The sequence below is a fragment of the Streptosporangium sp. NPDC049644 genome (assembly GCF_040675205.1).
Classification (GTDB): domain Bacteria; phylum Actinomycetota; class Actinomycetes; order Streptosporangiales; family Streptosporangiaceae; genus Streptosporangium; species Streptosporangium fukuiense.
Genome location: NZ_JBFAOJ010000084.1, coordinates 9,804 through 34,803, shown reverse-complemented (window position 1 = coordinate 34,803; position 25,000 = coordinate 9,804). Strand labels below are relative to the sequence as shown.

The 25,000-nt window shown below is 68.0% G+C and carries 24 protein-coding genes and 1 pseudogene; 10 read left to right on the top strand and 15 right to left on the bottom strand.

The window, feature by feature from the left end; all coding sequences use genetic code 11:
• Positions 1-23: 23 nt before the first annotated feature.
• A complete protein-coding gene (locus tag AB0J58_RS33790) occupies positions 24-956 on the top strand; it encodes an NADP-dependent oxidoreductase (protein WP_364223579.1) in 933 nt (310 codons plus the stop codon).
• A gap of 198 nt (positions 957-1,154) precedes the next feature.
• Positions 1,155-1,433, top strand: a complete 279-nt coding sequence (locus AB0J58_RS33785; RefSeq protein WP_364223577.1) for a hypothetical protein — start codon at positions 1,155-1,157, stop codon at positions 1,431-1,433.
• Positions 1,434-1,473: 40 nt separating this feature from the next.
• On the opposite strand, the gene AB0J58_RS33780 is transcribed toward AB0J58_RS33785, so the two are convergent.
• Together AB0J58_RS33780 and AB0J58_RS33775 are read right to left on the bottom strand one after the other, a co-directional pair.
• Entirely contained in the window at positions 1,474-1,839 is a 366-nt protein-coding gene (locus AB0J58_RS33780; RefSeq protein ID WP_364223575.1) for a DUF5335 family protein, read from the bottom strand.
• Between the two features lie 332 nt (positions 1,840-2,171).
• Positions 2,172-2,711, bottom strand: coding sequence for an isochorismatase family cysteine hydrolase (locus tag AB0J58_RS33775; protein ID WP_364223573.1), 540 nt, complete (start codon positions 2,709-2,711; stop codon positions 2,172-2,174).
• Positions 2,712-3,507: 796 nt separating this feature from the next.
• On the opposite strand from AB0J58_RS33775, the pseudogene AB0J58_RS33770 reads away from it, so the two are divergent.
• Positions 3,508-4,803 (top strand): annotated as a pseudogene (locus tag AB0J58_RS33770) (YihY/virulence factor BrkB family protein); the annotation flags it as partial.
• A gap of 281 nt (positions 4,804-5,084) precedes the next feature.
• Here AB0J58_RS33770 and map read toward each other — a convergent pair.
• Positions 5,085-5,861 (bottom strand): type I methionyl aminopeptidase, encoded by a 777-nt coding sequence (map, locus tag AB0J58_RS33765; protein WP_364223571.1) that lies wholly within the window; start codon positions 5,859-5,861, stop codon positions 5,085-5,087.
• 66 nt (positions 5,862-5,927) lie between these two features.
• Between map and AB0J58_RS33760 the strand changes: the two genes are divergently transcribed.
• Positions 5,928-6,230, top strand: a complete 303-nt coding sequence (locus AB0J58_RS33760) for a helix-turn-helix transcriptional regulator (RefSeq protein ID WP_364223569.1) — start codon at positions 5,928-5,930, stop codon at positions 6,228-6,230.
• A gap of 68 nt (positions 6,231-6,298) precedes the next feature.
• On the opposite strand, the gene dnaB is transcribed toward AB0J58_RS33760, so the two are convergent.
• On the bottom strand, positions 6,299-7,654 hold the full coding sequence (gene dnaB, locus AB0J58_RS33755) for a replicative DNA helicase (RefSeq protein WP_030919742.1): 1,356 nt from the start codon (positions 7,652-7,654) through the stop codon (positions 6,299-6,301).
• A gap of 338 nt (positions 7,655-7,992) precedes the next feature.
• Here dnaB and AB0J58_RS33750 point away from each other — a divergent pair, with 338 nt between their 5' ends.
• On the top strand, positions 7,993-9,321 hold the full coding sequence (locus AB0J58_RS33750; RefSeq protein ID WP_364223567.1) for an MATE family efflux transporter: 1,329 nt from the start codon (positions 7,993-7,995) through the stop codon (positions 9,319-9,321).
• 172 nt (positions 9,322-9,493) lie between these two features.
• The gene (locus AB0J58_RS33745; RefSeq protein WP_364154860.1) at positions 9,494-11,041 is read left to right on the top strand and encodes an amino acid permease; all 1,548 of its coding nucleotides are present in this window, start codon (positions 9,494-9,496) and stop codon (positions 11,039-11,041) included.
• 69 nt (positions 11,042-11,110) lie between these two features.
• Here AB0J58_RS33745 and AB0J58_RS33740 read toward each other — a convergent pair whose 3' ends face one another.
• The 7 genes from AB0J58_RS33740 to rpsF form a co-directional block, all read right to left on the bottom strand.
• On the bottom strand, positions 11,111-11,854 hold the full coding sequence (locus tag AB0J58_RS33740; protein WP_343970298.1) for an amino acid ABC transporter ATP-binding protein: 744 nt from the start codon (positions 11,852-11,854) through the stop codon (positions 11,111-11,113).
• A gap of 34 nt (positions 11,855-11,888) precedes the next feature.
• On the bottom strand, positions 11,889-12,755 hold the full coding sequence (locus tag AB0J58_RS33735) for an amino acid ABC transporter permease (RefSeq protein WP_343970301.1): 867 nt from the start codon (positions 12,753-12,755) through the stop codon (positions 11,889-11,891).
• 61 nt (positions 12,756-12,816) lie between these two features.
• Complete coding sequence (locus tag AB0J58_RS33730; protein WP_364223565.1) at positions 12,817-13,698, bottom strand: ABC transporter substrate-binding protein; 882 nt, start codon at positions 13,696-13,698, stop codon at positions 12,817-12,819.
• Positions 13,699-13,925: 227 nt separating this feature from the next.
• The gene (gene rplI, locus AB0J58_RS33725; protein ID WP_343970307.1) at positions 13,926-14,372 is read right to left on the bottom strand and encodes a 50S ribosomal protein L9; all 447 of its coding nucleotides are present in this window, start codon (positions 14,370-14,372) and stop codon (positions 13,926-13,928) included.
• Between the two features lie 14 nt (positions 14,373-14,386).
• Entirely contained in the window at positions 14,387-14,623 is a 237-nt protein-coding gene (gene rpsR, locus AB0J58_RS33720; protein WP_012895699.1) for a 30S ribosomal protein S18, read from the bottom strand.
• A gap of 83 nt (positions 14,624-14,706) precedes the next feature.
• Positions 14,707-15,252 carry a single-stranded DNA-binding protein gene (locus AB0J58_RS33715; protein WP_364223563.1) on the bottom strand — a complete coding sequence of 182 codons (546 nt, stop codon included), beginning with the start codon at positions 15,250-15,252 and terminating at the stop codon, positions 14,707-14,709.
• A 77-nt stretch (positions 15,253-15,329) separates the two neighbouring features.
• The gene (gene rpsF / locus AB0J58_RS33710) at positions 15,330-15,620 is read right to left on the bottom strand and encodes a 30S ribosomal protein S6 (protein WP_030919721.1); all 291 of its coding nucleotides are present in this window, start codon (positions 15,618-15,620) and stop codon (positions 15,330-15,332) included.
• Between the two features lie 257 nt (positions 15,621-15,877).
• On the opposite strand from rpsF, the gene AB0J58_RS33705 reads away from it, so the two are divergent.
• Complete coding sequence (locus tag AB0J58_RS33705; RefSeq protein WP_364223561.1) at positions 15,878-16,153, top strand: hypothetical protein; 276 nt, start codon at positions 15,878-15,880, stop codon at positions 16,151-16,153.
• A 40-nt stretch (positions 16,154-16,193) separates the two neighbouring features.
• Here the strand turns inward: AB0J58_RS33705 and AB0J58_RS33700 are convergent, their stop codons facing one another.
• Positions 16,194-16,376 carry a hypothetical protein gene (locus AB0J58_RS33700; protein WP_030919717.1) on the bottom strand — a complete coding sequence of 61 codons (183 nt, stop codon included), beginning with the start codon at positions 16,374-16,376 and terminating at the stop codon, positions 16,194-16,196.
• A gap of 94 nt (positions 16,377-16,470) precedes the next feature.
• Between AB0J58_RS33700 and AB0J58_RS33695 the strand changes: the two genes are divergently transcribed.
• A complete protein-coding gene (locus AB0J58_RS33695; RefSeq protein WP_343970330.1) occupies positions 16,471-17,229 on the top strand; it encodes a deoxyribonuclease IV in 759 nt (252 codons plus the stop codon).
• 83 nt (positions 17,230-17,312) lie between these two features.
• On the opposite strand, the gene AB0J58_RS33690 is transcribed toward AB0J58_RS33695, so the two are convergent.
• The 3 genes from AB0J58_RS33690 to AB0J58_RS33680 are packed head-to-tail and all read right to left on the bottom strand — an operon-like array spanning position 17,313 to position 22,478.
• Entirely contained in the window at positions 17,313-18,446 is a 1,134-nt protein-coding gene (locus AB0J58_RS33690) for a hypothetical protein (RefSeq protein ID WP_364223559.1), read from the bottom strand.
• A gap of 58 nt (positions 18,447-18,504) precedes the next feature.
• Complete coding sequence (locus AB0J58_RS33685; RefSeq protein ID WP_364223557.1) at positions 18,505-19,812, bottom strand: glycosyltransferase 87 family protein; 1,308 nt, start codon at positions 19,810-19,812, stop codon at positions 18,505-18,507.
• Positions 19,812-22,478 (bottom strand): transglycosylase domain-containing protein, encoded by a 2,667-nt coding sequence (locus AB0J58_RS33680; RefSeq protein WP_364223555.1) that lies wholly within the window; start codon positions 22,476-22,478, stop codon positions 19,812-19,814. The genes AB0J58_RS33685 and AB0J58_RS33680 overlap by 1 nt, the downstream gene beginning before the upstream one ends.
• 604 nt (positions 22,479-23,082) lie before the next feature.
• Between AB0J58_RS33680 and AB0J58_RS33675 the strand changes: the two genes are divergently transcribed.
• Both AB0J58_RS33675 and AB0J58_RS33670 read left to right on the top strand, forming a co-directional pair.
• Positions 23,083-23,751 (top strand): PadR family transcriptional regulator, encoded by a 669-nt coding sequence (locus tag AB0J58_RS33675; RefSeq protein WP_364223553.1) that lies wholly within the window; start codon positions 23,083-23,085, stop codon positions 23,749-23,751.
• A gap of 29 nt (positions 23,752-23,780) precedes the next feature.
• Complete coding sequence (locus AB0J58_RS33670; protein WP_364223551.1) at positions 23,781-24,860, top strand: inositol-3-phosphate synthase; 1,080 nt, start codon at positions 23,781-23,783, stop codon at positions 24,858-24,860.
• Positions 24,861-25,000: the final 140 nt, after the last annotated feature.

Sequence of the window (25,000 nt, the reverse complement as noted above, 5' to 3'; positions counted from 1 at the left end):
AACTTCCCGCAAAGGAGATCACAGTGCGCGCCATCACCCAGTCCGTCTTCGGTGACCCGTCCGTACTCGGCGTCGCCCGGGTCGACCGGCCTGAACCGGATTACGGGCAGGTCCTGATCAGGGTCGGGGCCGCCGGGGTCAACCCGGTCGACGGGGCCGTCCGCTCCGGCGCCTACCCGCTGCTCGGCTCGCCGCCCTTCGTTCTCGGCTGGGACGTCGCGGGTACCGTCGAGTCCGTCGGACCCGGCGTGTCCGCGTTCGCCCCCGGTGACGAGGTGCTCGGCCTGCTCGCCTTCCCCGGTGCCGGCAGCGCCTACGCCGACTATGTGCTCGCCTCGCCCAACGAGATCGTCCACAGGCCGGCCACCCTGCCCGTGGAGGAGGCGGGCGGACTCCCGCTGGCCGGCCTGACCGCCTGGCAGGCACTGGTCGGCATCGCCCGCCTGAGCGGAGGTGAGCGGGTGCTCGTTCACGCCGCCGCCGGAGGGGTCGGCCATCTCGCCGTCCAGATCGCCGCGTCTCGGGGCGCGCACGTCACCGGTACCGCCCGGGCCGCCAAACACGACCTCCTGCGCGAACTCGGCGCGGACACGCTGATCGACCACACCACCGCCGACTTCGTCACGGAGACCGAGCCGGTGGACGTGGTGTTCGACCTGGTGGGCGGCGATTACGGAGAGCGTTCCGCCTCCGCGCTCAAGCCCGGCGGCGTGCTCGTCGGCGCGCTCGGGGGCAACCTGGGCATCACCGGGGAACGCGCGGCCGAGCTGGGGGTGCGGCTCGCGGTGGTGAACGTGCGTCCCTCGGCGGCCGACCTGTCGCGGCTGGTGGCCCTGACGGAGTCGGGTCGGCTCAGGGTCCACGTGGACCGGACGCTGCCACTGGCCGAGGTGGCCAAGGCGCACGAACTCCTGTCGACCCGCCGCACCACCGGAAAGATCGTCCTGGTTCCGTGATCCCCGCCCACGGGCCTCGTTCCAGCGTCTCTCCGTGACGGCCCGTCCTGTCGTGGGCACCGGGCCGAGGCCGCCAGGACGGCATGTCGGCCTCGGCCGGAAAGGGATGCCGCAACGATGCGTTCGCTGCCCTTTCCTCCTGTACCGACAAGTTCGCGGAGGTCGTTGGGTACCAGAGCACTCGGGCAGACTGTGACCATGACGCCACATCCGGATCTCCTGCGAGTGCTCGGCGAGGTGCGCGTGCTCCTCGCCCAGCCCGACAACGACTTCGCCTGGTCCTCCTGGGAGAACGCGGACGCGGCTCTGGCGGAGATCGACGCCGCGATCGCCCGGATCGGCGCGGGCGGCCGGATCCCGCACGGGCTCGTGACGCTGTTCGCACCGACCGGACGGCTCCAGGAGGTCGCGAGCTCCAGCGGCTGGGACGACGCGTTTCTCGCGCTGGCCGACCGCTTCGATGCCGCGCTGGAGTAGCGCGTCGGGCGGTCGTCTCCCGGGCGCGGGGAGTGCGTGGCTACGCCGAGGGGGCCGAGGTCAGGTGGAGGGTCACGATCGTCTGCCCTCCCTCGGCGTCGAAGACGTCGAACGCTCGCACCGTGCCCTGCTGCAGGGTGTCGGCCAGGATTCTCTGCGGGTGGTCGATGGCATGGCGCAGCACCACCGGATAGCGCCCGTCACGGCCTCCCGCTCCGACCGAGAACTGATCGTCCTTGGGGTCGTACTCCAGGTAGGCCAGCGGTAGCTTCTCGACCTCCAGCAGGTCCCCGAAGTTCTGGTTCATCACTTCGATCGTCACCTGGGCGCCCTCGTGGTCGCGTGTCATGGTGTCGAAGAACTCACGCCACTCCTCACGCACGAGTTCCAACCGCTGCTGGTTCATGTGATGGCCCCCTCCCGGCCAAAGCCCGTAGGCCGCGTGATCCCCATCCTCAACGATCCCGAGACCGTGCCACATCACCCGATCGAGTAGAAATCCTCTGCCGGGGCGGCGGGCTCCCGAGCACCGTACGGGCCCGGACGGCTCTCGTCCCTGGTCGTGCCGCCGTACTGGGTGAATCACCGCGGCTTCGGTGCGCCCCACCGTGCGACGAATGTGACGCCGGCTCTGGCGCGGGCGATCCAGGTCTCATCGCCGGTGCGAAAATGACACGCGGGTTCGCGAGCCGACCTCCCCGCCGGGTGAAGGGCCGGGGAGGGCGCGGGTAGAACCCCTCACCCCAGACAGCGGTCGGCCGGCAGGAGGTCGGCGCGCATGTTGCGCTCCATCATCCGCAACGCCGCCTCGGCGAGGTCGGGGTGGATGTGGGCCACACAGTCGTAGGCCACCCGGACGGAGAACTCGCGCACGTAGGCGTCCAGCGCGCTGTAGAGCACGCACTGCTCGGTCACCTGGCCCGCCAGCACGACGGTCTCGATCTCCTCGCGGCGCAGCAGATACTCCAGTGGCGTGCCGAAGAACGCGCTGTGGCGCACCTTGGCTATGAAGGCGCAGTCGGCCGGGGGAAGCACGGGCTCGACCAGGTCGGGACGGCGGCCCTCCAGGGCGCGCCGCCGCAGGTCCTCAGCCGTGGCGGTGAAGTCTCCGTGATTGTCGTTGACGACCACCAGCTGGGCGTCCCGATGCCGGTGGGCGCGCCTCATCAACTCCGCCAGGGGCTCCATGATCTGCTCGACGCTCTTCTGCAGTTCGTCCGCGTCCTCGTGGTCGTAGGGGTTCAGCATGTCGATCACGATCACCGCGACAGCACTCATCTTCCCCGCCCCCGTGATTCGAGCTTGGGGTGATCACGGCCTTTCACACGGCAAAACCGTGATCACCTGTCGGTCTCAGCCCTGTCCTGTCTCCTCCTCGCCATATCCGAGTGCCCGCGCCACGTCCGCCGGTCTGTTCCGGCGGTGACCGCACCGCCCCGAACACCGCGTCAGGCGCGCCCTGCTCCTCGGCTCGCGCCGGCAAGGGCGCGGCCGGCGGGAAAAACGTCGGCGCCACTGATCCGCCGGGCGGTTCGCCGCGGGCCGATGCCCTGCGGCGCGCCGGGTTCATGGCCGGGCACTCGCGACGTCACATCGGTTCCCCTCGATGTGGCCATGAAGCTCCTTCTCTTTCGCGGAGCGGAGTCCGAGCTCCGGGTGAGCGTCTCGTACCGGTGCCGCTCGTCGAAGTACGTCATGCTCCGCTTTCATCTACGAGCGAGCCCTTACCCGCCCACTAGTGGGCAAACATCCATGTCGAGGGTGTGTGACCTGCTTGTTCGCGTTGAGCCGGAGCAGATCTTCGATGCCGCCGGAGATGACCGCTCGGCCAAGTGCCGCGCGAACCGTGTCAAGGGCGCTCCCAGGGGTCGCCAGTGATCGAAAAGCCCCGGGAGTTGTAGATCTTAAAAACTTCCGCATGTCTCACGGAATGTGGAGGGGTTGCGGGGGCAGTCGGCCGCTCGGTCGAAGACACGCAACCTTTGGAGGGCACCGATGAGTGAGGTCGCGAACCTCGGCTCGCCGGTGCCCGGAGTGGCGCGGAAGGTCGCCGACGGAGGACGGCGAGCGGCTGATGGGAATCCCGTCCCACACCGCCCACCCGGTCCGGGCAGCAGGCTTCGTACGCCGCGGGCGGCATACGGGACACGGCATCCGACACGGGCTGTCGAGATGGTGCATAACGCCCCGCGGCAGGCGATGCGGAGCACGCCGGACGACCCGCCGACGGCCGGTGGTCCTCATGCCCAGGACCAAGGCCGAGAAGCGCGCGGCGGCGCAGCTCATGGAGCAGGCCGACGGAGTGATCCAGCCGGTCGGGAGAGCGGTGCGGGAGGCGGCCCAGGCCCTCGGCCCGGCAGCCAAGGAGACCGGCCACGGAGCGCACGAGCAGGCCCGTTCCGCCATCGACCACCAGTGGACAGATTCGACCACCGCCGCCCCCACCCCCGGGATGGCGGTGCTCCGACGGAAGCGGTACCCCATGTCACACCACGACACCCGAAGCCCGAGCACCGGCTCCGACCGTGCGGCAGGAGGCCAGGCGGCCCCGGAAAGCCCCACAGAGCTGCCCAGACGGTCGTGGTGGGCGGTGCTCGAACGGACCGCCAAGGAGTTTCAGCAGGACAACCTGACCGACTGGGCCGCCGCGCTGACCTACTACGCGGTGCTGTCGATCTTCCCGGCGCTGCTGGCCGCGGTCTCGCTGCTTGGCCTGTTCGGTGAGTCCGCCACCAAGCCCCTCATCGACAATCTCGGAGCTCTGGCCCCGGGACCTGCCAGGCAGATCCTCGACACCGTGCTGCAGGCCCTGCAGAGCAACCAGCGCGCGGCCGGGATCACCACCGCCACAGGCATCGCCGTCGCCCTCTGGTCCGCCTCGGGGTACGTCGGCGCCTTCATACGGGCCGCCAATGTCATGTACGAGATACCCGAGGGCAGACCCGTCTGGAAGACCCTGCCACTGCGCCTGGCCATCACCACCGTCCTGGTGATCTTGATGGCGGCCGGCTCGGTCGCGGTCGTGTTCACCGGTGGGCTCGCCGAGCAGGCGGGCAAGGTCCTGGGAGTCGGCCAGGGCGCGCTGACCGTCTGGGACATCGCCAAGTGGCCGGTATTGATCGCCATCGTGATGGGCACCCTGGCCCTGCTGTACTGGGCGGCGCCCAACGTCCGGCACCCGGGCTTTCGCTGGCTCACCCCCGGCAGCGCCCTCGCCGTCGTGCTGTGGATCGTCGCCTCCGCCGCGTTCGGCTTCTACGTGGCCAACTTCGGCTCCTACAACAAGACCTACGCCGCCCTCTCGGGGGTCATCGTCTTCCTCATCTGGTTGTGGATCTCCAACGTCGCGGTGCTGCTCGGCGTGGAGTTCGACGCCGAACTCGTCCGCGGACGCGCCATCGAGGCGGGACAGCCGGAGGAGCAGGAGCCCTACGTCGAGCCTCGCGACACCCGCAAGTTCGACCACCAGGACTGGGATCACCGCGACTCCGGGCCGCGATCTCGCCGGTCGGCCACCCGCCGTCGACGAGACGAGCGACGTTGAGACGGTGTCGGGGAGTCAGGGCAGCGTTGACGTATCGGCAGCCTTTCGCACCAACGACTCGCGATGCGGTGCTCGGAGAAGAGGAACACGGGGCTCCGACCTCACGGCTACGCCTGCTTCGGCAAGGTGAGGATTTCGGCTCCGTCGTTGGTGATGGCGATCGTGTGCTCACTGTGTGCTGTCCGGCAGCCTGTCGCGCTTCGGAGTGTCCACCCGTCGGCGTCGGTGACAAGTTCGGCGGTGTCCGCCATGACCCACGGCTCCAGTGCCAGCAGCAGCCCAGGGCGCAGTTTGTATCCACGGCCAGGCCGTCCGGTGTTCGAAACGTGCGGGTCCTGGTGCATCGTCGATCCGATGCCATGACCTCCGAACTCGGTGTTGATCGGGTACCCCGCCTCGCTGAGGACCGTGCCGATGGCATGGGAGATGTCGCCGATACGGGCTCCGGGCCCGGCAGCGGCGATCCCCGCGGCCAGCGCGCGTTCGGTCGCGCTGATCATCGCGACGCTCTCCGGGGACTTCGCGTCGCCCACGATGAAGCTGATGGCGGCGTCCGCGGCGACTCCGCCCTTGGAGACGGCGAGGTCGAGTGTCAGCAGATCGCCGTTGGCAAGCCTGTAGTCGTATGGCCGTCCGTGGAGCACGGCGTCGTTGACGGCCGTGCAGATGTAGTGGCCGAACGGGCCGCGTCCGAAGGACGGCTCGTAGTCGACGTAACAGGACAGCGCTCCCGCCTCGACGATCATGGTTTTGGCCCATTGGTCGATGTCCAGAAGGTTCGTGCCGATCGTGCTGCGGCTCTTCAGTGTCTGCAGGATGTCAGCGACCAGGGCGCCTGTGTCTTTTGCTCGGGCCAGCAGGGTGGGGCTCAGGATCTCGATCATGCGGCGTCCTTCTCGCGCAACCAATAACTATACCGGCCATACTATACCGGTATTAGAATTGGAGCCATGGTCAGGTTGCCGCTCACTCCCGCAGAGGTCGAACGCGGACGGCGCCTCGGCGCCCTCCTACGTCGGGCCAGAGGAGAGCGCTCGATGCTCGATACCGCGCTCGACGCACGTGTCTCACCGGAGACCCTCCGGAAGATCGAGTCGGGCCGCGTGGCCACCCCCGCCTTCCCGACCATCGCGGCGATCACCGATGTCCTCGGCCTCTCCCTCGATGCGGTGTGGGCGGAGATCAGCGGGCCCGAACGTGGCGTCAGACCGACCGGCTCCGGTCACAACGCGCGTGAGCGGTTGACCTCGTAAGCCTCAATCCCGCAGCCGCGTTGGAGACGTCGACAAGAGAGCTCGGCCAATGTCCCCGGTCAGCACGCCTAGTGGGGAGCCATGTCGACGAAGCGACTGTAGTGGCCCTGGAAGGCCACGGTGACCGTGGCGGTGGGGCCGTTACGGTGCTTGGCCACGATCAGGTCGGCCTCCCCCGCCCTGGGCGACTCTCGCTCGTAGGCATCCTCCCGATGGAGCAGGATGACCATGTCGGCGTCCTGCTCGATGCTTCCGGATTCGCGAAGGTCGCTGACCATGGGCCTTTTGTCGGTTCGCTGCTCGGGGCCACGGTTGAGCTGGGAGATCGCGATCACCGGGACCTCCAGTTCCTTGGCGAGCAGCTTGATGGCCCGGGAGATCTCCGAGACCTCGTTCTGGCGGCTCTCGGTCTTCTTCGGCGAGGACATCAGCTGCAGGTAGTCGATGATGACGAACCGCAGGTCGTTGCGTTGCTTGAGACGGCGGCACTTGGCCCTGATCTCCATCATCGACATGTTGGGCGAGTCGTCGATGAACAGCGGCGCCTCGGCCACCTCGCCCATCCGCCGGGCCAGCTTGGCCCAGTCGTCGTCGGTCATCGTGCCCGAGCGCATGGCGTGCAACGCCACCCGCGCCTCGGCCGACAGCAGGCGCATTGTGATCTCGTTACGGGACATTTCCAACGAGAACACCACAGTCGTCATGCCGTGCTTGATAGCGGCAGATCTGGCGAAATCCAGCCCCAAAGTCGACTTACCGATGGCCGGACGGGCGGCCACGACGATCATCTGACCGGGATGCAGGCCGTTGGTGAGCGAGTCGAGGTCCTGGAACCCGGTGGGGACACCGACCATCTGGCCACCCCGGCCTCCGATGGCCTCCAGTTCGTCGAGGGCGCCCGGCATGATGTCGGCCAGGGGGATGTAGTCCTCGGAGGTGCGGCGCTCGGTGACCTTGTAGATCTCCGCTTGGGCGCGGTCGACGAGGTCGTCGACCTCCTCGTCCTGGCCGCCGTAGCCGTAGGAGACGATGCGGGTGCCCGCCTCGATCAGGCGGCGGAGGATGGCCTGCTCCCGGACGATCCTCGCGTAGTAACCGGCGTTGGCCGCGGTCGGCACGACGGCGGTCAGCGTGTGCAGGTAGGCTCCGCCGCCGACCCGGGCGACCTCGCCTCGCTTCTGCAGCTCATCGAAGATGGTGACGGCGTCGGCGGGGTCACCCCGGCCGTAGAGGTCGGTGATGATGTCGTAGATGATCTGGTGGGCGGGCCGGTAGAAGTCATCGGATCGCAGGATCTCGACCACATCGGCGATGGCGTCCTTGGAGAGCAGCATGCCACCCAGGACGGACTGCTCGGCCTCGATGTTGTTCGGCGGGGTGCGCTCGAAACCTGGCTCGAAGACCGGTGGCTCCGCGATGCTCACCGAACACCCCCTCTTTCGAACACAGTTACGCTATCTCTATTTTTAGCCGACCGGTGTGACAGTTTCGCGGCTCGGCGCCCCGACTGGCAACGCGGGCTGTCGACAGAGGTGTGGATAAGCTGTGCACTTCTTCCCCAGAGGTGTGGGCAGCCTGGGGACAGTCCTGTGGATAACTGTTGTCCACAGCTGTGGATACCTTTCTGACCAGGGGAAACACAATCCACCGCCTGTGGAGAAAAGAAAGTTGGGGCGACACGCCGGGAGTCGCCTTAGATGGGATGAGCCGACCGGTTCATCCCGCTGAAGATCCATTGAGAGGTAAGAGGCACAATGGAGCTGTGACTCTTACGCCTCGATCCGGTCGCTCCAGCCGCTCCGGTCGCGACCATGACAGGCAGATCCTGCGGCTGGCACTGCCCTCGTTCGGCGCCCTGGTGGCCGAGCCGCTCTTCCTGCTGACGGACACCGTCATCGTCAGCCGCCTGCCCGCCCCCGCGCTCGGCGCCCTGGGAGTGGCCAGCACGGTGCTGAGTTTCCTGGTGGGAATGTGCGTGTTCCTGGCCTACGGCACGACAGCGGCGGTGGCCAGGCAGATCGGGGCGGGCGAGACCGGGCGGGCACTGCGGCAGGCGGTGGACGGCCTCTGGCTGGCCGCCGGGGTGGGATCGGCGATCATCGTGATCGTCTGGCCCCTGGCTCCCTGGCTGGTCCACCTGATCGGCGCCGAGGGAGAACTCGCCCGGCAGGCGGTGACCTACCTGCGGATCAGCCTGCTCGGCGTGCCCGCCATGCTGGTGGTGCTCGCGGGCACGGGTGTGCTGCGCGGCATGCAGGACGCCTCGACTCCGCTACTGGTGTCGGTGGGGTCCTTCGTGTTGAACGCGATGCTCAACGTCGCGTTCGTCCTGGGACTGGGCTGGGGGATCGCCGGCTCGGCCTGGGGCACGGTGCTGGCCCAGTCTCTCGCCGCCGCCGTCTACCTCGTCCTGATCTTCGTTCGTTACCGTGCGCCGTTCCGCCCGGACCTGGCGGGCGTGCGGGCGGCGGGCTCGGCCGGGATCGCCCTGATCATCCGTACGGTGTGCCTGCAGACGGTGCTGGCCGTCTCCGCCGCGGTGGCCACCCGGATGGGAACGGACCAGATCGAGGCGTACACCGTGGCCATCAGGATCTGGATCCTGATGGCGTTCGCCCTGGACGCGATCGCGATCGCCGGACAGGCGATCACCGGGCGCGCCCTGGGTGCCGGCGACGTGGCGGGAACTCGCGCGGCGACCTGGAGAATGGTGATCTGGGGAGTCGGCTCCGGCGTGCTGCTCGGCCTCGCCGTACTGGTGGCCAGGCCGTTCATCCCCGGTCTGTTCGACGCCGGCCCGGTCGTCGCCGTGGAACTGCTCGGCCTGCTCTGGGTGGTGGCCGCCCTGCAGCCGATCGCCGGGGTGGTGTTCGTGCTGGACGGTGTGTTGATCGGTGCCGGGGACCGGCGCTACCTCGCCTGGGCGGGGGTGTGGACGACGATCGCCTACCTGCCGGCCGCGTTACTGGTGGACCTCTGGGGCGGTGGCCTGGTGGCACTCTGGCTGGCGTTCGGGCTGTGGATGGCCGCCCGGCTGATCACTCTTTCGACGCGTGCGTACGGCACGGCGTGGCTGGTGGTCGGCAGTTGATCGGGCGGGTAATCCGGGCGTGACACTGTGGTGTCCACGACGTGACCGGATAGCACTTGTCCCAGATAACTCCCCTGCGGCACTGTGAAGCAAGTCCGACAATAAGGGTATTTAGCCCACCACGATTGGCCAGGTCGTGCCCAAAGGTCCTCCCCCGTCGATCGTGCGCCGCATGCCTCCGAGCCATGCCACAGACCGGTGGACCGGTGCGCGCCACGGCCTGCCCATGGCCTATCGCAGAGCCGACCTCGTCGTCCTCGGTATCGGCGTCATGATCGGTGCGGGCATCTTCAGCCTCGCCGGCCGCCAGGCGGCTACCATGGCCGGGCCTGGCGTGATCCTCTCCTTCATGATCGCGGGGATCACCAGCCTGCTGGTGGCCTTCTGCGTCGCCGAACTGTCCTCCGCCATGCCTGCCTCGGGAAGCGCCTACACCTTCACCTACGTCATCTTCGGCGAGGTCTGGGCCTGGGTGGTGGGCTGGGCTCTGGTCATGGAACTCCTGCTGGCCGCGGCGACGGTGGCCCGCGCGTGGTCGCTCTACGCCGCCCAGATGCTCACCGACTTCGGGGTACGCCTTCCCGACGTGGTCGCTGGGATGGTCGGCCGGCACACTGGTTTCGATCTTTTCACGCTGTTCATCCTGGTGATCCTGACGATCGTGGTGGCCCTGGGCGCCCGCGTCGGACTGCGTGCCCTGTGGATCATCGTGATCGCCAAGCTGCTGGCCGTCGGCGCGGTCATCGTGGTCGGTGCCCTCCACTTCGACCGGCGCAACCTGGCGGCCATCCCGGTGCCGCCGGTGCCCGCGGAGAAGGCCGAGGAGGCCCTGCACTCCCCGCTGCTCGGCATCGTCTTCGGCCAGACGGGTGCCTTCGGCTGGTTCGGCATCTTCGCGGCCTCTGCGGTCATCACCTTCGCCTACATCGGCTTCGACGTCGTGGCCACCGCCGCCGAGGAGGCCGAGGACGCCCCGCGTTCGATCCCGCAGGGCATCATCCGCGCGCTGGTGATCACCACGGTCATCTACATCGCGGTCGCGCTGGTGATGGTCGGGATGACCCCGTACGACAGGATCGACACCGACGCGCCGCTCGCCGACGCCTTCCGCGACGCCGGCGAGGGTTTCATGGTGCACGTCATCAACATCGGGGCGGTGCTCGGCCTCACCACGGTCGTCCTGGTGCTGCTCGTCGGCCTGACCCGCGTGCTGTTCTCCATGGCACGCGACGGGTTGATCCCCCGCTCGCTCTCCAAGATCAACCGTAGCTACCACAGCCCGACGAGGGCCACGCTGGTCATCGGATTCCTGGCGATCCTGCTGGCCGAGTTCGTGGACGTGTTCACGCTCGAACCGCTGGTCGTGATCGGTGCCCTGTTCGTGTTCATCTCCGTGGCCGGCGGAGTGATCAGGATGCGGCAGACGATGCCGAACCTGCCGAGGGGCTTTCGCACCCCGCTCTCTCCCGGCGTGCCGATCGCCTCGATCGCCGCCTGCCTGTGGCTCATGGTGAACCTCCAGCTCATCACCTGGGTGTACTTCATCATCTGGATGGCCTTCGGCGTGCTGGTCTACCTGGTGTACGGCAGGCGCAACAGCGTGCTCGCCGGGATGGCGCAGTCCGCCCCCGAGGCTCCCGCCCCCTCCGCGGGACCTCCCGGCCCTCCGGAAGGTCCCGGCGGTCCCGGCACCGGATCCCGCGGCAGGCACCGGCGCTGAGCGCTCTGCGAGCGCCTGGAGCGCGGGGTCCCGTCCTTCGAAAATCCGGCCTCCCCTGGCCGGAGGACGTCAGAGACGCCGGGCGTCGATCACGCTCTGCACGAACTCCCTGGTACGAAGCTCGCGAGGATCGGTGAAGATCTGCTCGGGGGTGCCGCGCTCCAGGAGCACGCCACCGTCGAGGAAACAGACGGTATCGGCGATCTCGCGGCAGAAACCCATCTCATGTGTGGTCAGGACCATGGTCATACCGCCCTCCTTGAGCTCCCGGATGATCCCGAGCACCTCCTTGACCAGCGCCGGGTCCAGCGCCGAGGTGACCTCGTCCAGCAGCATCAGGCGGGGCTGGGTGGCCAGGGCCCTGATGATGGCGACGCGCTGCTGCTGGCCGCCGGAGAGCTGATCGGGATAGGCGCCCACCCTGTCCGCCAGGCCGAACCTGTCCAGCAGGTCACGGGCCTGTTGCTCGGCCTGCCTCCTGCCCACGCCGTGCGCCTTCCGCGGGGCCAGCGTGATGTTGTCCAGCACGGTCATGTGCGGGAACAGGTTGAAGGCCTGGAACACGATGCCCATACGCTTGCGCACGTCGTTGAGATCGGCGCGGGCGTCGGTGATCTCCTCTCCGTCCAGGCGGATCGTGCCGTCGTCGGCGGTCTCCAGCAGGTTCACGCAGCGCAGCAGCGTGGACTTTCCCGACCCGGAGGCGCCGATCAGGCAGACCACCTCGTGCGGCTCGACCTCCAGGTCGATACCGCGCAGCACACTGTGGCCCCGGTAGTTCTTCCACAGGCCCTCGATGCTCAGCAGGCTCATGCCCCCTCCTTTCCACCGGTTGCCCGCTGCCCGCTCACTGGCTCCGCCGCCTCTGCGAGCGGGCCGCCAGATAGTCGGTGAAGCGGGCCATCGGGATGGTGAGCAGGATGAACAACAGCGCCGCCACCAGGTAGGGGGTGTAGTTGAAGTTGCCGGCCACGTGGATCTGCGCCTGCCTCAGCGCCTCCAGCGGGCCGATCGTGGCGACGAGCGCGGTGTCCTTCTGCAGCGAGACGAAGTCGTTGAGCAGCGGCGGTACCACCCGGCGCACGGCCTGCGGCACCACCACGTGGCGCATGGTCTGGCCGTGACTCAGTCCGAGGGACCGGGCGGCGGCCCGCTGGCTGGGATGCACCGACTCGATACCCGCCCGGAAGACCTCCGCCACATACGCTCCGTACGAGAGCGTGAGCGCGATGATGCCCAGCGTCGCGAGGTCCGTCGGGGTGCCCTGCAGGCCGAGCGCGGGCAGCCCGAAGCCGACGAGATAGATGATGAGGATCGTGGGCACGCCACGGAAGACGTCGGTGTAGATCACCGCTAGGGCGCGCAGCGGGAAGAAGACCGGCGCCGTGAGATTGCGGGCCAGCGCGACCAGCAGGCCCACGAGAAGGATCAGCGGCTCGGCGATCAGGAAGATCTTGATGTTGAGCAGGAACCCGCTCAGCACGTCCGGCAGCGCCTTGACGAACTGCTCGGGGTCGAAGAACGTCTCCCGCACCCGGGGCCAGCCGGGGGAGGCGGTGAAGAGCCAGAACAGCAGGACGATCACAATGATCGTCGAGACCGTCGCGACGGAGCCCGAGCGGAGAGACGACCTCCTGCGGAGCCGCTCCCGCTCAAGCTGCCGTTCGCTCTTCGTCCAGTCGTCGGAGAGCCGCAGGCTCTCGTCGTTCCTCATCGAGCGCCGCGGCGCGGACCGTACGCGCTCCGCGCCCGCGGCGGTGACATGAACTCCGGGATCACTTCAGCTCCGGCGCACCCGCGGCGGAACCGAGCCACTCGGTTTCGATCTTCGCCAGCTCGCCGGAGGCGGTCAGCTTGTCGATCGCCTCGTTGACGCAGCTCACCAGCGGGCTGCCCTTCTCGAACACCGCGCCGAAGACCTCGGGAACACCGGAGGCGGTGCCGAACTGACCAACGATCTTGGAGTTCTCGACCTGGGCGGCGGTCACGTAGAACGCGGTGGGCAGGTCCACCACCACCGCGTCGACCTGCTTGTTCTTCAGCGCGTTGACGGCGTCGATCTGCTCGTTGTAGACGTTGAGCTCGGCCGAGGGCTGGATGACGTCCTTGACCGCCTGCAGCGAGGTGGTGCCGACCTGCACGCCGATCTTGGCGTCCTTCAGGCCCGCCAGGTCCGTGGCGGCGGCGACCTTCGAGCCGTCCAGCGCGACCACCGCCTGCTTGACCGTGTAGTAGCCCTTGCTGAAGTCGACGACCTTGGCCCGGTCGGGGGTCACCGAGACCTGGTTGACGTCGAAGTCGAACTGCTTGGCACCCGGCGCGAACGCGGAGTCGAACTTCACGGTTGCCCAGGTGACGTCACCTTCGGCGAAGCCCATCTGGCCCGCGACGGCATAGGCGACGGCGCTCTCGAAGCCCTTGCCGTTGGCCGGGTCGTCGTCGTTGAACCACGGCTCGTAGGCAGGCTTGTCGGTGCCGATGGTGAGCTTGCCGGGGGTCTTCAGCGCGAGGCTCTCCTTGGCACAGGCGCTGGAGGCGGCTCCGGAGGCGCTCGGGGCCGCGGAGTTCGTCTGGGTCGTCGTTTCCGAGGCCGGCGCACAGGCCACCGCGGTCGCCGCGAGGGCACCGAGCGCGAGCAGCATCGAGGGACGGACCATGACAAGACCTCCAGGGGGAAACAACGATTTCCGAATTGTACGTATCAGCGATGACCTGGAGTAACACGGTCTCGATATGTGGGCTTCCGCTCGCGGACAAAGAGCTTTCCGCACGCCCTGCCGATATCCAGACGGGCGGTAGCCCGTGGAGAACCCGCACCGCCGGTTGCGAAAGAACAAGGGCCCCTCCCCGCGAGCGGGGAGGGGCCCTTGTCTCACTGGGCCTCTCAGGCCGCGACGACCTCGACATCGAGGGACGCGGAGACCTCCGGGTGCAGCTTGACGCTGACCCGGTGGGCGCCGAGGCTCTTGATCGCGGAGGCGATCTCGATGCGACGGCGGTCGAGCACGGGGCCACCGGCGGCCTTGACGGCCTCGGCGACGTCACCCGTGGTGATGGAGCCGAAGAGGCGACCGGACTCGCCGGCCTTCGTCTTCAGGACCACCTTCAGGGCCTGCAGCTGTCCGGCGACCTCCTTGGCGGTGCCAAGGTCGCGGATCTCGCGGGCGTCGCGAGCCTTCTTGATCGAGGAGATCTGCTTCTCGCCGCCGCGCGTCCAGAGGATCGCGAAACCGCGGGGAAGCAGGTAGTTGCGGCCGTAGCCGTCCTTGACCTCGACGATGTCGCCGGGGGCGCCGAGGCCGGTGACCTCACTGGTGAGAATGAGCTTCATCTGTCCGGACCTCCTTAGCGCGCGGTGCTCATGTACGGCAGGAGCGCCATCTCACGAGCGTTCTTGATAGCGGTCGCCACGTCACGCTGGTGCTGGGTGCAGTTGCCCGTCACCCGGCGGGCACGGATCTTGCCGCGGTCGGAGATGAACTTCCGAAGCAGCGCCGTGTCCTTGTAGTCGACGTAGGAGATCTTGTCGTGGCAGAACAGGCAAACCTTCTTCTTGGGCTTGCGCAGTGCCGGCTTGGCCATCGTGGTGCTCCTTTCAGAGCCCCGCCGTCAGGCGGGAATGGTCGCTGCGGATATGGACTGGGATTGCGGGAGGACCGCCGTCCCTAGAAAGGCGGTTCGTCGCTGAAGTCGCCGCCGCCGAAGCCGCCACCCTGCTGCTGGCCGCCGCCCCCGTAGTTGCCGCCGCCGCCGAAGCCGCCACCTTGCGGTGCGGCGGGCGTCGCGGAGGCCCACGGGTCGTTGGCCGGGCCGCCGCCGCCGAAGCCACCGCCACCGCCCTGACGGGCGGTCTTGTTGACCTTGGCGGTCGCGTTTCGCAGGGAGGGGCCGACCTCGTCGACCTCAACCTCGTAGACCGTGCGCTTCTCGCCTTCCTTGGTCTCGTAAGACCTCTGGCGTAGCCGTCCCTGAACGATGACCCGCATGCCGCGCTGGAGGCTCTCGGCGGCGTTCTCCGCCGCCTGCCGCCACACGTTGCAGGTCAGGAACAGGCCTTCGCCGTCCTTCCACTCGTTGGTCGTCTTGTCGAGGAACCTCGGAGTGGATGCGATGCGGAACCGGGCCACCGCTTGCCCCGTGGGGGTGAAGCGCAGCTCCGGGTCGTCGACGAGGTTGCCGACGATGGTGATCGTGGTGTCGCCTGCTGCCATGGCTAGCGCTGCCCTTCCTGCGGCCTTGCTGGTTATCGGCTCAGAGTACGGCTGCCGCCCGACAAAATGCCGGGGGTTTAGTGCACGTCCGGGCGGAGAACCTTGGTGCGCAGGATTCCCTCGTTGAGGTTCATCTGCCGGTCGAGCTCCTTGACCGTGGCGGGCTCGGCGCTCAGGTCGATGACGGCGTAGATGCCCTCGGGCTTCTTCGCGATGTCGTAGGACAGCCTGCGGCGACCCCACACGTCGACCTTCTCCACGGTGCCGCCGTCGTTGCGGACGACCGTGAGGAACTGGTCGAGGGAAGGGGCGACCGTACGCTCATCGAGCGAGGGGTCAAGAATGACCATCACTTCGTAACGGCGCATGCTGACTTCAACCTCCTCTGGACTCTTGCGGTCACGACACCGTGCCGTGACAGGAGGACGCTGACGTACTTCACCTCGGGCGCCCATTTCGGCGCTCGGGGTGGAGGGTGGGCGATGACACACCCATTCGACGTAGCCGTGCCAGCCTACCAGTCCGTCAAGGGTTGGGCCGTCGCCTCGCCGGGCACGTCCTGTCGCAGGAGAAAGAGGAGGCGGTGAAGATGCCTCGTGCGTATGGACATGCCCGGAAGAGACCCTTGCGGTTCACGTTGAACACCGACGGGCGTCGTCACAGGATCGAGAACGTGCTGAGCGTCGTCACGATCGGCCTCGGACTACTCGCCTTCGTCACCGGGCTGATCCCCGCCGCGCATGTCGTCGCATGCTGGGCGGGGGTGCTGGGATTCTTCGGAGGCCTCTACTCGCAGTACGTCTCCGCGACGACGCCGGAACGCGCGCTGAACATCGTGGGCATCGTGGCCTCGTTCGTCGGTGTGGCCTTCGGCATCTATCACGGGGGTTTCCTCCCGTGAGGCCCCCGGTCAGACGAGGGCCACACCGGCGCGGGGGCGGCTAACCATTCAGGCGCAGGTCCACGCCGAGCAGGACGAGGAACCACAGGAAGACCGCCAGCAGAGCCTCGGCGACGTCCTTCAGGAGCGCGGGAGTGATGTAGTCGTACACCCAGGCGACGTACAGGCCGACCAGGATGTAGATGAGGCCGATAAGACTGATCCCTCTGCGATAGTAAGCCACGTGGACTCCTTGTGTTCGGCCCGTGGGGGTGAGTGGTAGGGCGCGCCCTGCGACTGCCCAGGGCCTCGCCGTTGAAACAGCTAGGCTCGGACACATGCCGCTTATCGGAGCTCATGTCGACCAGGACGACCCGCTGGCGCACGCCAGGGCGCGCGGCGCCGAGGTCGTGCAGTTCTTCCTCGGTGACCCGCAGGGCTGGAAGGGCCCGGTCATCGGCGAGAAGACCCTGGAGATCAAGGACTCGGACGTGGAGGTCTACGTCCACGCCCCCTATGTGATCAATGTGGCGACCGCCAACAACCGGGTCCGCATCCCCAGCCGCAAGCTGCTCGGCTCACATCTCGCCGCGGCGGCCGAACTCGGCGCCAGGGGGCTGATCGTCCACGGCGGGCACGTGGGGGCCGGAGAGGATCCGCAGAAGGGCTTCGACAACTGGCGCAAGGTGTTCGAGCGCCTGGAGGAGCAGCGGATCCCCGTGCTCATCGAGAACACCGCGGGCGGCGGCAACGCGATGGCGCGCAAGCTTGACCGCATCGCCCGGCTCTGGGACTCGCTCGACGGCTTCGACGTGGGCTTCTGTCTCGACACCTGCCACGCCCACGCGGGCGGCGAGGACCTGGCGGACGTGGTCGAGCGGATCATGGCGATCACCGGCAGGATCGACCTGATCCACTGCAACGACTCTCGCGACGCCTTCGACTCCGGCGCCGACCGGCACGCGAGCCTCGGAGCGGGCCAGATCGACCCCGAGCTCATCCTGAGCGTGTGCCGGAGCGCGAACGCGCCGATCGTGGTGGAGACGCCCTTCGACGGCCAGGCCGCCGACATCGCCTTTCTCAGATCGAAGCTCTAGCGCGAGACCTCGGGCGGAAGAGTCCGTCCACAGCCTGTGGATAACTTGGTGGGATTACTTTTCCCCGGAAACGGGTAAGGGGCTCAGCCCACCCAGGCACCATCGGCGAAGATCAGCGCGTTGAGCGCCATCAGCGGGCCCACCACCAGGGCATAGACGATGATGATCCACCGCCGCCACGGCGCCTGCCCGCCGCTCGCCTTCGCGATCAGGATGAAGAGCGGCCACCACAGCAGCGCCGAGCGCGGAACCGACAGGTAGTAGGCGGAGCAGAGCAGGGCGCCCACCTGGAGCCCCACGTAGACGAACTCGCTCCACCTCCGCAGGTAGAGCAGGACCAGCACGAGCACGACACCGACGATCGCCCCCGCGATCTCGAACCGGAACGCCCAGGCGAACCGGCCCTCGCCCATGGCCGAGTTCCAGGTCGTGATCAGCGACTCCCAGGGCCACACCATGTGCCGACCCCAGCCGGCCTCCTGGGCGCTCTTCCAGGCCAGCCAGTCGCCGGTGCGGGAGTGCTGGTAGACGGAGTAGAGCACCAGCGGCACGAACGGGAGCAGCAGCCAGCCGGCCTGCCGTGCGAGCTGACGTACCGGCCGCCGCCGGGCGAAGAACTCCACGATCAGCGCCAGGGCCATGAACAGGCCGGTGATGCGCACGCAGGAGGCGCCCGCCGCCAGGGCCGCGGCGAGCGGCCAGCGCCCCCTGCGCGCCGCGAGCCAGGCGGGAACGGCGAAGGCCAGGAAGAGCGACTCGCTGTAACCGGCGAACAGGAACACCGCCATCGGCCAGAGCAGCAGCGCCAGCACCGCGCGCCGGCCGGTCCCCGCCGGCCCCTCGAACTCGGCCAGCCTGGCGAGCGCCGTCATCGCGACGGCGCCGGCCACGAAGGAGATCAGCAGCCCGGCGACCGTCCAGTCGCCGACCACGAGGTGCACCGCGCGGAGCGCCAGGGGCATCCCGGGGAAGAAGGCGGGCAGCCCGGCGTCGGGCTCGCTGCCGGGAGCGCCGTCGTAGCCGTGCTCGGCGATGGTGGCCAGGAGGCTGGCATCCCAGTGCTTCCAGCGCTCCAGGAACGGCGGCGGGACCGCGTCCCCCTCCATCATCGCCTGGGCGCCGACGACGACAAGGGCGACGACTCCCAGCCGGGAGGCCAGCCAGAGCAGCAGCCCTTCTGCCGCGGGGTCGCGCGGAGGGTCACCAGGGTTAATCACAAAGTGTGATTTTTGCGGATCATCCCGACCGGCCTCCAGAGTCATCCCGTCCCCCGCGTCAGGAGAGCGCGAGCCGGAAACGGTCGGGTGCGCCGTCGAAGACGCCGCCCGCCTGGTCGTCGGTCCCGTCCTGGCGGATCACGTCCTTGTCGGGGCGCAGGATGTCCCGCACCACGAACGCCATCATGATCAGAATGGTGATCGCACGGGCCCACACCGCGGTGAAGTAGGTGTCGCCGGCGATGCCCAGTGCCTCGTTGCCCGGCTGGATACCGACCAGATAGAGCCAGATCGCGAAGAAGTACCAGCACTCGGCGAGCTGCCAGAGCGCGATCGGCTTCCAGTTCGGCCTGGCCAGCACCGCGAAGGGGATCAGCCAGAGCACGTACTGCGGCGACCACACCTTGTTGGTCAGCATGAACGCGGCCAGGGTGAGGAAGCAGAGCTGCATCAGGCGCGGGCGGGTCCTGGCCGTCACGGTGAGCACGGCGATCGCCAGGCAGAACGCGGCGAGGGAGACGACGCCCAGCTGGTCGACGAGTTCGGCGTCACCGAGGATCGGCCACTGCTTCTGGTTGAAGAAGTACCAGAGCGACCCCCAGTCGGCCCCCCGCTCCTGGCTGAAGACGTAGAACCTCTTCCAGCCGTCGAAGGCGAACACCATGATCGGCACATTGACGACGAGCCAGGCTCCCACGACGCCGCCGAGCGTCTTGAGGAACGGCACCCACCTGCCGGTGCGCAGCGCCAGCAGGAACAGCGGGCCGAGGAACATCAGCGGGTAGAACTTGGTGGCGATCGCCAGGCCGAGCAGGATGCCCGCCAGCAGGTGTTTCCGCTTCGACCAGGCCAGCAGCGCACCCAGCGCGAGGGCGTTGGCCGCCAGGTCCCAGTTGATGTACGCGGTGAGGATCAGCCCGGGGACCAGGGCGTACCAGAGCGCGTCCCAGCGCCTGGCCGGACCGGCCAGCGCGGCCATCAGCAGCACGCCGATGACCAGGCAGATCGCCATGAGGATGACCGTGAGGTCGTAGAACGCCGTCCCCTGGTCTGCCATGGGGGTGACGATCCGGCGGAAGAACTCCATGATCCCGCCGATGCCGACGGGGTACTCGACCGGGTAGTCGAAATAAGGGATCTTGCCCTCGTTGAGCTTCTCGTTCCACCACAGGGGATAGATGTCGGTGTAACAGAAGTTCGTGAACTGCAGGGTCCCGTCGTTCCACGCCCCGCCGACGCGGCACGGCCACTTCCAGAACCAGGCCAGGATCGCCCCCAGCCCCGCGAACAGGGCCAGGGGCACGTACGGGATGGCCCGGGTGCCGAACTCCGGCAGCGAGCGCCGCGACGTCAGGAGGTTCTTCATCAGGGGCGTCGTCCGCTCGCGGCGGGTGTCGGCATGATCGCCGCGCCGGGGGCCCCGGGCGCCCCGGCCGCGCCGTTATCGGTGATCTCGCCGTTCGGCGGACCGTCGCCCGGGCCGCCGTCGCCGACGTCGCAGGAGCCGTCCCAGGGCAGGCACTCGCGACCGTCGGGGTTGTCCGGCTCACCGCCGCCGCCGTCTTCGGGCCAGCCGTCGCCGTTGTCGCCGCTGTCGGGGAACGGGTTGTCGTCCATCGTCGGCGTCGCGGTGGGCGTCGGCTTGGGCGTGGCCAGGTTGCTCTGCGAACCGGTGTTGGCCCTCGGCGGGAACTGCTGGACCTCGTCCTTGGCGGTCACGGCCTGCATGTAGTCGTGCCAGATCTGGGTCGGGGTGCCGCCACCGCCGATGAAGGAGGGCATGGGCTCCTCCTTCCAGAGGATCTTCGAATCATCGATCTTGCGGTTCGGCAGGCCGTACTTGTCGACCTTGAGCTTGCGCGTCCCCGCCCTGTTGTAGGGCACGTCCTTGGACATGCCGACCGCGGTGACGATCTGCGGGGTGAAACCGACGAACCAGGCGTCCTTGTAGCCGTTGTTCGTGCCGGTCTTGCCGGCCACCGGCCGCGAGCCGATGTTCGCGGTGGCGCCGGTGCCGCCCTTGACCACGGCCTGGAGCGCGACCGTCGCGTCGGCCGCGGACTCGGGGCTGATGACCTGCCGCACGGTGGCCTGCTCCGCGAGCACCGGAGAGCCGTCGATCTTGGTCACCTTGACGACGGTGTGCCAGTCGGCGTGCTTGCCCTCGTTGGCGAAGATCGAGTAGCCGGCGGCCTGCTCGACCGCGGTGACCGAGGCGCTGCCGATGGTGACCTGGAACTTCTGTTCGTCGACCGCGTAGTCGACCGCGTTCTTGCCGCCGTAGGAGGGGTTGTACTTGGCGGTCTCGCCGACCCCCGCCTCCTTGGCGATCCTCGCCACCTCGGGGAGCGTGACGACCTCACCCATCTGCACGAAGACCGTGTTGACCGAGCTGGCCATGGCCTTGACCATGTTGATCGCCCCGTACGCCTGGTTCCCGGAGTTGCTGATCGGGGTGGTGCCCGGCATCTTGATCGTGGCCATGCCGTCGACGTAGCTGTCGAGCGACCGGCCGCTCTCCAGCCAGGCCGCGAGCACGTAGGGCTTGAACGCCGAGGCCGCCTGCTTGGTGGAGTCGAAGGCGCGGTTGTTGAAGTCGTTGACGAAGTCGTCGCCACTGTAGAAGGCGAGCACCCGGCCGTTCTTCGGATCCACCGAGGCGACGCTGGCGTGGATGGTCGGCTCCAGGCCGGCGGTACGGGCCTTCACCGCCTTCTGCGCCTCCTCCATCATCTTCTTGTCGAAGGTGGTGTAGACCTTGTACCCCTTGGTCTCCAGATCCTCCTGGGTGATGCCCCGCCCCTTGAGCTCCCGGAAGACGATGTTGAGCATGTAGCCCTTGATCCCCTTGAAGGTCTGCGAGACCTTGACCTTGGCGAACTTCAGGTCCTCGAAGGAGCTTCCGGCGTACTTGCCGTACGCGGCAGGGTCGATCTCGGCCATGTTCCTGAGCGCGGCGGTGAAGCGCTCCTTGGTCGCGGCGTAGTTGCCGGCCTCCTCCTGGACGTCGAAGGCGTTGGGGTTCTGGATCCGGCCGGCCAGGTAGGCGCCCTCCTGCGGGGTCAGCTGACCGATGTTCTTGTTGAAGAACGCCTTCGAGGCGGCCTGGATGCCGTACGCGCCGCGACCGAAGTAGATGATGTTGAGGTAGCGCTCAAGGATCTCGTCCTTCTCCAGCGTCTTGCTGATCTTGACGGCGACGAAGATCTCCTTGATCTTGCGCTGTACCGAGACCTCCTGGCTGAGGCCGTCGTAGTAGCCGCGGGCCATCTGCTGGGTGATGGTCGAGGCGCCCTGGAGCTGTGCGCCGCTGACCGTGCTCCAGAGGGAACGGGCCATACCGGCCAGGTCGATGCCGCTGTCGGTGCGGAAGCTCTGGTTCTCCAGGGCGATCACCGCGTCCTGGACGTGCTTGGGAATCTGGCTGATCTTGACCGGGGTGCGCTTGACACCAAGGCGCGCGATCGGGGTCTTCTTGTCCCGGTAGTAGACCACGCTGCCCCGGTCGTCCACGCCGGCCTGCGCGGTCTCCGGGACCGGCGTGTTGGCGTAGGCCACCGCGATCATGCCGAAGACACCGGCGCTGAGGACCACGAAGCTGGCCATCACGATCTTCCAGTTGGGCAGGAAGCGCGTCCACCGCTTGGCCTTGGGCTCGTCCTCACCGTCGCCGTCGCCGGGACCGTACCCCCCGGAACCCCCCGAGCCGCCCGGACCCTCCGGCCCCTGGCCTCCGGGACCGCCCGCGCCACGCCCGGCGCGGCGTCTGCGCACGCCGCCCTCACCGGATCTCGAACCGGCTCCCGCCTGGGCGGCGAGTATCGCCTGGGTGTCCTCGAACGCGGCCTCGGCCCGGCGGCCTGTCGGGTCGGTGTCACGGCGACGGAACTCACCGCCCCGTCGCTCGGGCTCGCGTGGGGACGTCCCGCCCGGAGCGCCCGCGTCCCGCCGGGGCTGGGCACCCGGGTGCTGTGGCGCGCCGCCGGCGTAGGGCATCCCGCCGGGCGCCCCGCCGGGCTGGGGCATCATCATGGTCCGGTTGTCGGCCTCCGCGCCCTGTGGCGGCCGACCTTGCTGCTGTTCCCAGCTCGCGCCGCCGGTTTGAGAGTTTTGTGAAGGGGGAACTGCACGGGGAGCGGCTCCTGGGCCTGAGCGACGGCGCCGCCCCTGACGAGCCGACCCGTCGGCGCCCTCCTGGCGCCCGTTCGGCTCCGGGTCATTGCTGTGGCTGTAACTCACGCGTCCTCGTTCGGTCATCGGGGTCTACGACGGCGTGCAGGCGGGCGAGACTACCTCCTGATCACCGGAGATCTCGCCGCCTTGGCTTACTGGTAGCCGGCCCATTCGGGTGGATCTCCGTTCCCGAGGACGAACGAGATCGTCAGCTGGTTTCGACAACAACCTTGGCAGACCTCTCCCACGTTGACGCGGGATTCCCCGTATTGGAAAGCGGTCCACGCCGTGCGGGGGCCGTGCCCCACCACCGCCTGTTGTGACCACATAGGCGCCAGACTACGGCTTTTTGTTGTTTGCTCCCAACCTCTTGGGAAAGTCGCTGATTGCAGGGTTATGTTGAATAGACGTATCCTGCAGATGTATCGGTTCGATACATCGGCGCGAGAGGTGGTGGTTTCCGGTGGCCGGCGGACGTGGCGGGGTGCTGGAGCTGGCCGTGCTCGGGTCGTTGCACGAGACCCCGCTCCACGGCTATGAGCTGCGCAAACGGCTCAACGCCCTGCTCGGCATGTTCCGGGCTTTCTCCTACGGCTCGCTCTATCCATGCCTCCGCCAGTTGCTCACCGACGGACTGATCATCGAAGACGGCGACACCGCCGCCGCCAACGCCGACAGCCCCATCGCGCTCCCCGGCCGCCGCTCGAAGATCGTCTATAGGCTGACCGCGGAGGGGAAGGAGCGCCTGCATGAGCTGCTCACCCAGGCCGGTCCTTCGGCCTGGGAGGACGAGAGCTTCGGCGTGCACTTCGCCTTCTTCAGGCACACCGAGGCGGAGGTGCGCCTGCGCATTCTCGAAGGCCGGCGCAGTCGGCTCGAGGAACGCCTGGACGGCGTGCGCACGGCACTGGCCCGCACCCGCGAGCGACTGGACAGCTACACCCTTGAACTCCAGCGTCACGGTCTGGAGTCGGTCGAACGCGAAGTGCGCTGGTTGAATGAGCTGATCGCCACCGAACGGCGAGCGTCGCCGCCGGACGAGGAGCGGCGATCCGCGCGGGAGGGAACGTCCCGGGCGTCCGAGCCCGGAGCGGATACGACGGGGCGGCCTGCCACCCCGGAAGACAACTGACCACCAAAGAACAAAGGGGAGCGAGTGCCATGGGTTCGGTGCGCGTAGCCATTGTCGGTGTAGGCAACTGCGCCACGTCGCTCGTACAGGGCGTGCACTACTACCGGGACGCCGACCCCGGTGCCCGGGTGCCGGGCCTGATGCACGTCAAGTTCGGCGACTACCACGTCGGCGACGTCGAGTTCGTCGCGGCGTTCGACGTCGACGCCAAGAAGGTCGGCCGCGACCTGTCCGAGGCGATCGTGGCCTCGGAGAACAACACGATCAAGATCTGCGACGTACCGCCGCTGGGCGTCACGGTGCAGCGCGGCCACACCTTCGACGGTCTGGGCGAGTACTACCGGGAGATGGTCGAGGAGTCGGACGAGGCACCGGTCGACGTCGTCCAGATCCTCAAGGACAGCAAGGTCGACGTGCTCGTCTCCTACCTGCCGGTGGGCTCGGAGGAGGCCGACCGCTTCTACGCCCAGTGCGCCCTCGACGCGAAGGTCGCGTTCGTCAACGCGCTGCCGGTGTTCATCGCCTCCGACCCCATGTGGGCCCAGAAGTTCGTCGACGCCGGGGTCCCGATCGTCGGTGACGACATCAAGTCGCAGGTCGGGGCGACGATCACGCACCGCGTGATGGCCAAGCTGTTCGAGGACCGCGGTGTCGAGCTGCTTCGCACGTACCAGCTGAACTTCGGCGGCAACATGGACTTCATGAACATGCTGGAGCGCAAGCGCCTGCAGTCCAAGAAGATCTCCAAGACCCAGTCGGTCACCTCGCAGATCCCGCACGAGATGCGGAAGGCCGACGTGCACATCGGTCCCTCCGACCACGTGCCGTGGCTCGACGACCGCAAGTGGGCGTACGTGCGCCTGGAGGGCAGGTCCTTCGGCGACACCCCACTCAACCTGGAGTACAAGCTGGAGGTCTGGGACTCCCCCAACTCGGCCGGCATCATCATCGACGCGGTCCGCGCCGCCAAGATCGCCCTTGACCGGGGCATCTCGGGGCCGATCCTGTCGGCCTCCTCGTACTTCATGAAGTCCCCGCCGGAGCAGTACTCCGACGACGAGGCGCGCGACTACGTGGAGAGGTTCATCCGCGGCGAGATCGAGCGCTGACCGATCGGTGCCCTCATACGGCGAGAGCCCCCGACCCGGGTGGACGGGTCGGGGGCTGGAGGCGTCGGATCGAACACCGTGGGGGCACGGAGGGGTCCCCCCCTACCTGGCGGCGGGGGGGCTCGCGGGGGGGTCTGCGG